Below are 12,342 nucleotides of genomic sequence, written 5' to 3'. Positions count from 1 at the left end.
GTACAATATCAAAAATTGTCTAATTTTAAATCGTACTAAAAAAGGGAAGCCTACATCCGCTCAAAAATCGTTTATAATTTTATTTTGGATATTTGATGCCAAACGTGATTTAAAGTTTATCTACCTTGTTAAAAACTGTGTTGTATTAAAAATGTACCTCAAAGCACCAGTTTTGGACTTCTATTTATTTTTGATCAAAACGACAGGTAATGATCTTTCTTTGATGAGTGTAATATCCACTTACAATCTCATATTTTTTAAACAGTCCTTTTTCGTTTAGGGATTTTGTCCAATTGGTGACGCTTTCAACACTTACATTCAGGCGGTTTGCTGTATATTCCCTCGATGCAAAATACCCCTTTACTCCTTTACTGATTGAGTTGTATTCTCCCCAAAGTAATTTTTCTCCTTTATTCAAGGCTCTATTAGAGTAAACCTCAAAGGGAATTTTGATATTTCTTCGGTCTTTATTTTTAGTGTTTTCCTGACTTTCTTCGGATTCTTCCACAGTTTTATAGTAGTCGGTCAGAAAATATTTTCTTCCTTCTTTCAATAAATACCCCTTTTCTAAAAGGCTTTTTCTGCAATCTCCAACAATATTGGGGTGTAAGTTGAACAATTTTCCAACATCTTTACTGGTTACCTGGTTGAATCCGAGTTTATTTTTTAGCGAGAAATCCAGTCCTAAAAATAATTTTTCGTTCAGTGATAACTCCGAATTCATCAGGATTTCAAAAGGGATTTCTATTATTAATTTTGTTGGAACTCCTTCTATCAAAGGATCTGTTAATTCAATATTATCTTTTTTGGTATCTTTTCTCACTGTACTGTTTTCTAATTTTTACTACTACTACTACTACTACTACTACTACTACTACTACTGCTGCTACTACTTTTTCGGACTACTCCTTAGTTTTCCTCCTCATGTTTCCTGCCTTTAACTCTACCACGGACTACGGAAAAGTAGTCGACTACTTTTTGTCCTCTTTATACTTTCGTACTACTGGATTACTCTGTTGAAATCAGGAGGTGTCCTCTACCACTTTCTAAGAAAACTACTACCATGACTACATTTTTCAGGGAGTAACAGTACTTTTTTATCACCAAAAGTGCATTTCAATTCACCTAATTTTGCATTTCAATCTAACCATTTTTGCACTTCTATCTCACCAAATTTGCATTTCATTATCACCAAAAATGCACTTCAATATCACCAATTTTGCACTTATATTTAAAGACATAATTAAAGACTTCAATTAAAAACCTTAATTAAAGAGATAACCAAAAACCGACTGGAAGCGGTAAACCGCTTCGCTTTCTTTTTCAAAGAAGAATTCATATTTATTAACAGTTACTCCTTTGAATAAATGCCGGATCATATTCAATCTCATATTTTGCGAGGATAAATGAAGGATTGTAAATCTATAATCTTTTCTCTATTTTCTATCATCTACTTACTGTTAGTTTTTCTTTGAAATTAAAATAACAATTTTTTGTTTATTCCTTTGAATTAATAAAAATTAAAGCGGATAAATATTGTGAACAATTTTCAATGATGTTCTCCACTTAAAAATTTTCAATTGGGATTCTGTATCAGTTTTTGTAATTGATTATGTAGAACGCCTTTGAAAATATTTACTACAAAGGATTTTCTTTAATTATTGAGAATATGTTTGTCGCTATAAAAGAAAAATCTGTCCTAAAGACAGATTTTGTTGCATTGCTATAAATTGTTGTTTTCAGCAGTTTAAGCTGATTTAGTAAAATATTCTTTCAGTAGTTCTGCATTTTCATCCTGCGTTATTTTGATGTAACTGTTGAACGCTTTTTCCGTTCTGTGTCCTGTGATATTCATAATTACCCTTGATGGCACCCCTCGTTTGAACATATTGGTTGCAAAAGAACGTCTTGCCGTATGAGTACAGATCATTTGATATTTATACAAAACCTCCTCAACGCGATCTTTCCCTTTATTACGGATTTTCAGAATTTTATCGTTAAACTCTGCTTTTTCTCCTAATTTTTTCAAATACCTGTTCATTGTCTGATTACATAAGGATTTTGGAAGATTATTAGGATTATCTTTGTATTTATCCATTATCACTCTGACAGCAGGTAGGATAGGGATGTTAACCCATTCCCCCGTTTTAATTGTTTTGATTCTAAGGACATCCCCAATAATATGTTCAGGCTTCACCTGACTAAAATCACTGAAACGTAATCCTGTGTAGCACCCAAATACAAACAAATCTCTGGTTCTTTCCATCGTCTTATCACCGCTTAAATCCAAGGCGATCAGTTTTTCTATTTCCTCTTCGGTCAAATAAATATTATCAACATCTTCTTTCAAAACAATGAAATTCTTATGATTATGTCCGTTATAGGTATTAAATCCATTTTCCATAGCATCGTTCATAATAGATTTAATGTTTTTGATATTTTTACCGAAACCGCTGTTAGTTAATCCCTCAATAGAAGTGTAGAATTCAAGGAAATCATCGTAAAAGTCCATATCAATGTTGTGCCAGTTGAGATGAACACGAGCATATTTTTCATACTCTCTCAGTTTATTAACCGTAGTTCTGTATGTTTTTGCTGTACTATGCTCAATTTTATTTTTTCTGTCCTCGAGATATTTCTCAAAATACTCAAAAAATGTATATTCTCTTTTCTTCTCAACCCCCTCTTTCTGTTCATTATAGAGAAGTTTTACACGAGCAGTTTCGGGATTTTCACCATTAATCATCAGTTCATTAATAATGTCTTCAACTTTCTGTCTGAACTTATTAAGAAAGATATTAAAACGGTCTGATCCTGAGTAGCTTCTCTTTACCTGCTGTCCTTTATCATCCCAATAGCGGTCTTCGAGGTTTCTCGAAGTATAAAAATAGGTTACCTGCTTTTGGTGGCTGTACCGTAGCATGAGCATAGAAAGATTGCTTTTTATCTTTCTCTGATGCTGTGATTTACTGAGTACAAATTTGATTGTTGCCATAATTCTTTAATTGTTAGATTGTTAATTATAAATTTGAAATTCTTACCACATAGTTTTGTTGTGGTAACTTTAGCCCAAACCTGATGCGTAAGGCAACGGTTTGGGGCTGAAAGTTTTTCACAAACTATTATTCTGTATTAAAAAGGCAAAGGATCATAAGTTTCCTCAAGTTCCTTTATTGATTTTCTTCGCTTGCTTTTCTGCGATGGTGATAACTCCATAGCATCAATCAAATCAAAAACTTCTTTTAATACAGAGGTTCCATAAGTTCTGCTCTCTTGTTGCTCTTTGTTTTTAAGAACAGTGTATAGAATGTGAACTACATCTGGTTTTTTCGGGAAAAACTCGAAATCGGTCTTTTCAATCAAACTGTTTCTGAATTGTTTTAGCAACCTGTCGAGCTTGGTGATTGTAAGATCCTGAAATGTACTCTCTATGTCCATCATCAGATCTTTAAAATAAAACTCTCTTCCGAAATATTTCTTCGGATTGCTGAACTTGATTTCGTGTTTTATAACATCCTCGTGAGGAAAACACCCCTTAATCAATGTGCCTTTCACTTTAGCGTTTGCAACAGCATCATAGACTTTGTAATGCAATCCTAATTTCGGATTTCCGAACATTTTCATATTACCTTTATTATACTCCAAATCCCAATCTTTCAACCCAATTAAATTTTTCAGATAAGTTTTTGTATCAACGGTCATTTTTTCGAATGCACCATATTCAAAATCAAGGACTTTGGCGTTTTCAATATCTATTCTTAATAACTCCTTTATTTGATCCGCAAATTCAGCGATTCTGTCTTCGTGGAATCTAACATGGTTGTGTCCGTACAGGAAATACGGCATACTGGATTTTAAAATGACACTTCCGTCTTTTTTGAAATACAACGCAATATTTTTCAGATGCTCATCATCTTTGCTATCAATGGTGTACTGATTTTTCAATACAGGATGCTCTCTTAGATTTTCCATCTTGATACCCGTGGCATCTTCTTTTGAAATTCTTAATGCGATAAAATCTACCTGATTGTTGTAGAAATTAATTGATTTTGATTGTCTGATTTCTGTTAAATTTTTGTGATTATTGATTGTTTTGTTTTCGGCTGTACTGCCGATGAATTCTACTTTTGACATGATATTTATTTAATTGTTAATAATTCTTATTTAGTGGGCTTCTGCCCAATTAGCACCTTTGCCGAGTTCGATAGTAAGCGGAATAGATAGTTTTACGACGTTTTCCATCTCATGTTTTATCAGCTTTTCCATAATTTCCACTTCATTTTCAGGAACTTCAAAAAGCAGTTCATCATGGATTTGAAGGATCATTTTGGACTGTAAACCTTTCTCTGTCATAACTTTATCACAGTTTACCATTGCCATTTTGATAATATCGGCCGCACTTCCCTGTACAGGAGAATTCATCGCAAGGCGTTTACCTTTTTCACGAATCTTAAGATCATTGGAAGAGAGTTCAGGAATTGGTCTGGTTCTTCCGAACAGGGTTTTTGAATATCCGTATTGGTCGGCATGATCTACCAATCCCTCCAAACAGGATTTTACACCACTGAACTTGGCAAAATAATCTGACATCATTTTCTCTGCATCTTCCTTAGAATGATGTTTTTTTGTAATTGTTGTGAGAGATTCTGCCAATCCTACTGCTGACATTCCATAGATCAACCCAAAGTTGATTGTTTTCGCAATCTTTCTCTGCTCTTCCGTTACTTCTGAAACCTTGCAGTTGAACACTTTAGAAGCCGTCAATATGTGAATATCTATACCTTTATTATATGCATCAAGTAAAAAACTGTCCTGGCTCATTTCCGTCATCATCCTAAGTTCAATCTGTGAATAATCAGCACCAATCAGCACATTGTCTTTTTCAGCAATAATAACTTCCCGTAGTTCCGATGTAAGGATTTTAATTTCATTGGTTTCATTTTCTCTATCCTTTAGCTTGACGTTTGGGATATTCTGTAAATTCGGATTACTACAACTGAAACGCCCTGTTGCTGTTCCGATTTGGTTCAGGTTACAATGTAGTCGTCCTGTTTTTGGGTGAATTTCTTTCAACTGATTACAGAAGCTTAACAAGGTGTTAATTTTCCTGTAATCCAAGATGAGTGGTACAATTTCGTGATCGTCTTTAAGTTTCTCCAAGTGTGATTTATCAACAGAAATCAATCCCGATTTACCTTTGGAAGTAACTTTCGGTTGAATTTCCAACGTCTCAAAAAGCAGAGTATTCAGCTGTTCATTGCTGTTAAGATTGATTTCTGTTCCTGCGATTTCTGTTATTTTATCGGTGGTCGTCTGTAGTCGGTTCAACAGCCGATGCTCTACACGTTCTAATTTCTTCGTGTCTATTTTAACACCATTAAGTTCGGTTTTAACGAGAACACGTATCAAATCGTGTTCTAACTGATTAATTGTTATTTTCATTTTAGTTTTGATTTAGTTGTTGAATTAAATAATGATATAATTGCAGCGTTAGGTCTGCATCTTCACAGGCATATTTGGTAAGTTCTTCCTTGGGAACTTCGGTAATATCCCTGCCTTTTGTCATTTCCTCAAAGGAAATTTGGTGGTATTGCAGATGTCGTTCTGAAATTTCCTTTAGTCCGTGGGTTTTACGGTTGGGATCCAAGAGATAATCTAAAATCATTGTGTCAATAATTTCACCTTTGATTTCAATATCATACTGATGAAAGAATTTTAAGTCAAACTTGGCATTATGAAAGACTTTGATAATGGTCTCATCTACAAGTATTGGTAAAATTGGCTGTAAAAATTCTTTAACCTTAGCTTTGTTCTTATAAAAAGGGAGAACAATGTTAAATCCCTTTCCTTTTTCAACAGTTATAGCAACACTCACTATACGGTCTGTAAATGGGTCTAATCCCGTAGTCTCCAAGTCTATGACGAGGATCTTTCTTTTATTCATATTGTTACGTTTTAATAATTAATTTTTAGTGGTATTATCAGTACTGAAAAATTTCTGTAACTGATTAACCAGTCGTGTCATTTTATTAGCGGTATCAACCGTCTTGTAATCAGTATCAACGCTATCAATGGTAATCATTGGCTTTAAGTCCTTTTCAGTCAGAATTTCAAAGTACATTTTGGTATTCAGAGGAATCTCTCTGTATGGAATCTGCTTGTATTCAAGATATTTCTTAACCTTTGTAGTGAATGTTCTTTGATTCGGAAGATACCTTAGATTCACATAACCTCCTTTCGAAAACTTGCTGAACAATTCTTTTTTATGAAGTTTAGTTTTTCCATTGAGTTCTTCTTCCATGAAATCCAAGAATTCAATTCCAAGTTCAGAAATGAGTCTCCGCTCATTCAGATGGATAGATGGAGCTTCTATTAATCCTTCTGTTAAATACAGCTGAACACAACTTAGCATATACAAAGTAAATTCGTCCCATTGTCTCTGATTCCAGTCTGTAAAGAAATAATGTCCGAAATCCTCATAAACTGTTAGGTCTTTCCCATAATGTGAACTCAACTCTATTTCATATCTTCTCCTGTCTGTACTGTTCCCAGCGAGAGCTTTCAAGATATGGTTACTGGTAATCACAACTTTAGGGGATTCTTCGAAAGGAATGTAGTATTCCTGCTTGTATTTCACATTAACTGTAAAGCCATCGGTAATACGATTATAAAAAACTTCAAATCTCAGATTATTTCCTGCATCATCTATTAATAGAACTGCTGTATATCGATTGATTCTCTGAAAAGCAAAAATGTTGCTTGCTGTAAAATCTTTACCCGATAATGCACAGACAGTAACCATAAACCCGATAGCTTTTACAAACAGTGATTTTCCTCGTCCGCCCTCTGCAAGATCAGTTTCTTCGGTTTCATCAAGCAGATTAATAGCTTTAGCGTTAGCTGCATCCTGATATCTATGAAGCAGATAACCGATCACGGACATAAAAGCTTTGTATCTTACTTCGTCTTGTCCTGCGATATTCCAGATAAAAATCTGATATGGAATAGTAAGCTTATCAAGCGGTTTCTTCGGTAGGAAAAAATCACGTTTTACAACCTGTTCCTCCATTATCAGCCATTGCAAATCGGTGTATTTGATAAGGAGAATCCCACCTTTATCAACTTTTACAGCCGTATTGAGAAAATAAAAGTAACTTTCGTCTTTCGGATCAAACTTTTGCTTAAACTCAATTTCTTTCAGGAAGAAAAGAGTTGTTTTATCAAATAACATACTCGATTTATCAATAAAAGCCTCCTTTACATCATCTATAGGAACTTCTTCTTCGAATTTTACAAAATTTTCATCCAGCCATCGGAGCAACATCTGTACAATGTCTGATACTTCAATAATTCTGACAATATTGTTTTCAATAAGCACATATTCTCTTTCCTTGCCTATTTTAGCGACCATTATATTTAGGAAGACCAGAAAGTTCAGAAAATCAATTGTTTTTATTCTAACATACTTTCCGTTAACGACGTACCAAGGAATAAGGATAATCCCTGCTGGCATTTTTACCTTACGCATTACTTTTTCTTTTTTAAAGGTTGAACTTTGATAAATTCCTCAACTTCCGATAGCTTATACCTCGGTGATCTTCCGAAGTATTGAATCGGGAAGTCAGGGAATTTTTTTCTAAGATTATATAAATGCGAGGTAGAAATGTGGAGCAGTTCGCACAGTTCATCGGCTTTCAAAAGTCTTTCCTCGCTTGGCTGTGCACCTCCAAACAAGCTGGAATGTGCCGTCAGTTCAGATAGTACTCTTTGAGCTATACGGCTTTCCAACTCGGAAACGAATTTTGAAAAATGATAAGTTAGTGCGTCTTTGTCCTTCATTACTTTCGCATTTATAGGAGCAAAAGTAACGGGATTGTCGACCTAAAGGAAGAATGCGTAATTTCTTAGAAAGTGTACGAAAATTTTACGCATTTTCAGAGATTTTTGATTTTTTGTGTAAGACAGCTTTCAATAGTTTTTGTGGAATCTTTTTCTATTGATTCACTGACAGATTCCCTAATATAAGGAAACGCATTATAAAGTGCTATCATAAAGTGATACCGAAGAATTTTAGGCGGGGCGATCTTTTTTGGATTGAGATAGGAATAGTAGCCAGTTCTTTTGGGAGTAGTGTCGACTTTTTTATTGTATTTTGTTATATACGAATCATAAGTACGATGCTGTAATATTTTATCTTTATATGTCTTATATAATATATTCACACAAGATTCAAGATCGGATTTACGCCCCACATTCAAGTGTAAGAATTGTAGCTCGTAAATGTTTGCAGGGAATTCAAATGCATTATAAAACAGCTTATCAATCAGCTCATAATCCAATATACCTTTCAGAATATTATGCATATCATTTCTAAAGGACAACCGTACTGTTTTATCTATATATAAGGGTATTCTGCTGTGGACTTTAAAATCATTAATATTTTCTCCTTTCTTTAATTTCAAAGTTATCTTTTGCTTCAGAGGTTGGCTGGTAGCTAAATGTGTTATAAAATCTGATTCTTTAGTTTTTGTTGCAGCAGCATTCAAATAGTCAATTTCTTTAAATCTGGTGGATTCAGTATTTACCTTTTTAAGCAGTTTTTCCGCATTGGTAAGAATCATAGATAAATAATCTTTCACTTCATCAAAACCATAAGAGTACACTATATTTTCCGCCCATTTATGTATAAAATTCCCTTCTTTGTAATCAAAATATTTGGAAGCATATACAAAAATAAAATATTGTTCCTCAGAGGTGAAGTTTTTCATGCAATCCTCAAAATACTTCGGATCAAGATTTTCCTCTTCTAAAAACTGATCTAAAAATGTGAAAATCTTAACAGCGGATTTAATTGGTATTTGAGTTATATCGTGTTTAGACATAGTAGGAGGACTTTTGGAAGAACTAAGATAAAAATATTTGGTGGAATTGGAGGGAATATTGGAGATCGTGAAACAATACTTTCGTTATTTTATATGGTTAACTCATCTAAATTATTTTTCCACATTACAAAGCCTTTTTTATCCTCAGAATAGTTATGAATTATTCTGCTGAAATGTTCAGGATTAGTTTCTAAAAATACCTGTCTGCCATGTTCTTTTATAATATTTAACTGAGAGTCAATTTTATCTACTGTTTTCACTAATGCTTCTTTGCTTTTTACTACGTGCCAGATATAAGAAGCTTCTTCAGTGTCTAATGTTTCTAATACTATATGATAGTAGTGCTTTCCTGCAATTAAAAATACAAAAGAAAAAGGGCTTAGTACAAAACGTATCTTCATCACACTACTTTCATGTTTATCTGCCAAATATTGTATTTGAAGCGAATGTTTATAATTTTTACTGTTCAAAATATTTTGTAAAATACTTTCAGCATTAGGATAAATACTCTGATTGTTTTGGAGTTCGTCAGCGGTCAATACATTTTTTCCTTTAAATAAAGGCTTTTCAATTAGACTTTTATTTAGAAATTGAAATTTCACCCCTTCAATAAGTTCTTTGTTAATCCTTTCTATATCCTCAGAAGTTGCAAGTTGTGAAACCAGTTTACCGTTCTCAAATTCGGCAAACAATTCAATTGAAATTGTTTTGGATTTTAGAGTTTTGATAAAATATGGTTTTAAAACCTCAAATTCGGGTAAAATTTCCAAATTCTCAATATTAAATTCAATATCTGCATTTATTTCTTCGACAAAATAATTAAAAGTAGTACTTCCATAATGAAAATCTAAACTTTCAACGGGTATTTTTATTTTCTTCTCTATACTGATAACTGAATTTGAAGAGATAATTTCTTCTTTTGGCTCATTAAATAAGGTGGTTTGTTTATTTATTTTTCTATAGTAAGCATTGCGTTTCAAAAACAACTTATTGAGATACTCAATTTTTATATCTCGATAATCATAAATAATAGGATTAATTTCTGAACGCTGTACTCTTCCAATATACTGTATAGCTTTTCCCTTAAATGAGAAAGGATATACCAAAAATAAACAATTTATATTTTTTAAGTCAGTTCCTTCTCCAAAATATTGCCCAGTAGTAATTAATACCTGAAAAGCACCGTCCTTTAAAATATTCCACTTATATTGTCTATTATTTTCTGTATCATCACCGCTCAATGTTACTGTTTCATATAATGGCTTCAAGAAGAGATATAATGTATCAATATGTTCCTTTCTTTCGGTAATAATCACAACCTTTTTTCCTTGATTAAGCTCTGTTTTCACATCGTTTAAAATCAGTTTATTCCTCGAGGAATCGTGAATTAAAATTCTCGACAAAGTTTCAAAATTATCTGTTTTTGAATTAAAGGGAACATCGAAATTAGTATTTCTGATAATAATTTGTGCGTGTTTATAATCTTCAATTTCAATAGGTAGAACATTTGCAATAACATCTCCAAGATAAGCGAAAATTAATTTATCGTCATTATACTTTCGAAAAGGAGTTGCTGTTAATCCATACAAACAAAATGAATTAAAACTTCCAATCGTTTTTCTGAAAGTTTCCGCTGGAATATGATGGCATTCATCAACGATAATCATTCCAAAATAATTCTGAAGAGCCTCTATTTGTTTAGGAATACTTTGAATGGTTGCAACAGTAATTTGTTTTCCTATTTTAGTTTTTCCTTGCCCAATAATTCCAATCTCTTGTTTAGGAATTCCTAAAAATGCTTCTATTCTTTCTAACCACTGTTCTAATAATTGTTTACGATGGACAATTATTAATGTAGGCTGTTGTTTTTCGGCGATAATTTTTAATGCGATAACCGTTTTCCCTGAAGCGGGTGGCGCAACAATAACTCCAAAATCTTTTTTAGATGTATCCGAAATCACTTTTTGTTGATGATTTCGTAGTTGAGTTGTGAAAACGAAATTGATACGCTGCTTTTGTACTCGTTTATCAATAAATTCAAAATCAATCTTAGATTCTCTGCAAAAGCGGATGAATTTGCCAATAAAACCTTTTGGAATTATAATTTCATTTTCAGTTTCTTCAATCAAATTAAAGTACCGTTCTGTTCCAAAAGTATTTTTCCCTGATTTCTTTTTAATGAAAAATTCAGAGTTAGCAAAATTTAGCTCTTCTTTAATAAAATTAATCAAAGGAGTGGTCAAACCTGTTCTATTGATCCTTAGTTTACTATCTAAAGTTATAATTAAGCTATCCCCAACTGATTTTAAAATATGAGAATCCGATAAAGTAGAAAATTCTTTATAAAGTTCATCAAGTCTTTCGATAGAATTTCTTTTGATACTTTTTAAAAATAGCCATTGATTGGAAATTGGCTCAAAGGTTTCAGAATCAATAAAACAACTATTTCCTTTGTCAAATGCTTCTTTATATAATGGTAGCGCTATGAGATTTCCTAAGCCTTTACCCGATAAAAAATCCTGATTAGGAAAGAGGCGATCAAAGCTGGAATTTCTATCGAATATGGAAAAAGATCCTATTTTCTCAAGTATAGAAATAAAGATCTTCCTACTTCTTATTGCAGGATATGGCTTTTCAAAGAAGATCCAAACATGTCCTCCATTTCCTGAACGAGATCGTTCCAGATAAGTGTAAATATTCTTCTCTTTACAAACTTTTATAAAATCAGTTGCTTCCTGTTTCCAATCCTTTTTATCAAAATCAGCTACTAAAAACCAAGAAGTATTATCTTTTAATAGAGGATAAGTACCAATCTGCTGAATCCCATCCAAATGTTTCTGAATCTCCATATCGGAAATAGATAAATAAGACTTATTGGAATAGCTTTGAAAAGTTCCACCATTCATTTTATGAGTACGGTAATGATAAGGATCATAAGTGTAAGCGGGCATATAACCATTTTTACTTCCTTTTTCCCATCGTATAGCAAATACGTCATCACGTCCTCTAAAAAGAGAACGAAAAAGGTGAATCGATGGAGAATGATTATCATTTTTCATTTTTAACTTTCAATCATTGTTATGTTTTTCGATGGTTAAAAATATAATAAGACTTTTGGAAAGACTAAGATAAAAATATTTGGCGGAATAGGATGGGATATTGGAGATTGACGAAAATGGAAATTTTCTCAATCTCTTTAGGCAAAGGGAGTACAGATACAAAATAGTAAAATAACTTCTCTGATTTTATAATCACAAGATCATTTTAATTTTTATTTTCAGAAGTAAGTAGATTCAAACAAAGTCAATACAGGAGGGAGTTTCCGAGAAAGTTTGAGCATATAATTGAGCAGTCGTGATTTTTAAAATAAAAAAGCCCCTAAAATAGGGGCTTTACAACTGTTTGTTGTGGTTTCTCCAGGAATCGAACCAGGGACACATGGATTTTCAATCCATTGCTC

9 protein-coding genes are annotated in these 12,342 nt (G+C 32.8%); all 9 read right to left on the bottom strand.

What is annotated here, in order from left to right; genetic code table 11:
• Window positions 1–184: 184 nt before the first annotated feature.
• The gene (locus tag ACE3RB_RS18935) at window positions 185–823 is read right to left on the bottom strand and encodes a hypothetical protein (protein ID WP_374465647.1); all 639 of its coding nucleotides are present in this window, start codon (window positions 821–823) and stop codon (window positions 185–187) included.
• 924 nt (window positions 824–1,747) lie between these two features.
• A complete protein-coding gene (locus tag ACE3RB_RS18930; RefSeq protein WP_374465646.1) occupies window positions 1,748–2,995 on the bottom strand; it encodes a site-specific integrase in 1,248 nt (415 codons plus the stop codon).
• A gap of 137 nt (window positions 2,996–3,132) precedes the next feature.
• A complete protein-coding gene (locus tag ACE3RB_RS18925; RefSeq protein WP_374465645.1) occupies window positions 3,133–4,134 on the bottom strand; it encodes a hypothetical protein in 1,002 nt (333 codons plus the stop codon).
• A gap of 30 nt (window positions 4,135–4,164) precedes the next feature.
• On the bottom strand, window positions 4,165–5,442 hold the full coding sequence (locus tag ACE3RB_RS18920) for a DNA polymerase (protein WP_374465644.1): 1,278 nt from the start codon (window positions 5,440–5,442) through the stop codon (window positions 4,165–4,167).
• Between the two features lies 1 nt (window position 5,443).
• Window positions 5,444–5,944 (bottom strand): ribonuclease H-like domain-containing protein, encoded by a 501-nt coding sequence (locus tag ACE3RB_RS18915; protein ID WP_374465643.1) that lies wholly within the window; start codon window positions 5,942–5,944, stop codon window positions 5,444–5,446.
• Between the two features lie 18 nt (window positions 5,945–5,962).
• A complete protein-coding gene (locus ACE3RB_RS18910) occupies window positions 5,963–7,528 on the bottom strand; it encodes a primase-helicase family protein (protein WP_374465642.1) in 1,566 nt (521 codons plus the stop codon).
• Window positions 7,528–7,839 carry a helix-turn-helix transcriptional regulator gene (locus ACE3RB_RS18905; protein WP_374465641.1) on the bottom strand — a complete coding sequence of 104 codons (312 nt, stop codon included), beginning with the start codon at window positions 7,837–7,839 and terminating at the stop codon, window positions 7,528–7,530. Before ACE3RB_RS18905 ends, ACE3RB_RS18910 begins: the two co-directional genes overlap by 1 nt.
• 95 nt (window positions 7,840–7,934) lie before the next feature.
• Window positions 7,935–8,882, bottom strand: a complete 948-nt coding sequence (locus tag ACE3RB_RS18900; protein WP_374465640.1) for a hypothetical protein — start codon at window positions 8,880–8,882, stop codon at window positions 7,935–7,937.
• Window positions 8,883–8,971: 89 nt separating this feature from the next.
• Window positions 8,972–11,941, bottom strand: coding sequence for a DEAD/DEAH box helicase family protein (locus tag ACE3RB_RS18895; RefSeq protein WP_374465639.1), 2,970 nt, complete (start codon window positions 11,939–11,941; stop codon window positions 8,972–8,974).
• Window positions 11,942–12,342: the final 401 nt, after the last annotated feature.

Source organism: Chryseobacterium sp. (assembly GCF_041914225.1).
Classification (GTDB): domain Bacteria; phylum Bacteroidota; class Bacteroidia; order Flavobacteriales; family Weeksellaceae; genus Chryseobacterium.
The sequence above is the reverse complement of the archived record's forward strand: the minus strand, read 5'-3'. Positions and strand labels throughout refer to the sequence as shown.

Excerpts from the sequence above, each read along its gene's own strand:
- ACE3RB_RS18930 (WP_374465646.1), bottom strand. The coding sequence starts at position 2,995 with ATGGCAACAATCAAATTTGTACTCAGTAAATCACAGCATCAGAGAAAG.
- ACE3RB_RS18925 (WP_374465645.1), bottom strand. The coding sequence starts at position 4,134 with ATGTCAAAAGTAGAATTCATCGGCAGTACAGCCGAAAACAAAACAATC.
- ACE3RB_RS18920 (WP_374465644.1), bottom strand. The coding sequence starts at position 5,442 with ATGAAAATAACAATTAATCAGTTAGAACACGATTTGATACGTGTTCTC.
- ACE3RB_RS18915 (WP_374465643.1), bottom strand. The coding sequence starts at position 5,944 with ATGAATAAAAGAAAGATCCTCGTCATAGACTTGGAGACTACGGGATTA.
- ACE3RB_RS18910 (WP_374465642.1), bottom strand. The coding sequence starts at position 7,528 with ATGCGTAAGGTAAAAATGCCAGCAGGGATTATCCTTATTCCTTGGTAC.
- ACE3RB_RS18905 (WP_374465641.1), bottom strand. The coding sequence starts at position 7,839 with ATGAAGGACAAAGACGCACTAACTTATCATTTTTCAAAATTCGTTTCC.
- ACE3RB_RS18900 (WP_374465640.1), bottom strand. The coding sequence starts at position 8,882 with ATGTCTAAACACGATATAACTCAAATACCAATTAAATCCGCTGTTAAG.
- ACE3RB_RS18895 (WP_374465639.1), bottom strand. The coding sequence starts at position 11,941 with ATGAAAAATGATAATCATTCTCCATCGATTCACCTTTTTCGTTCTCTT.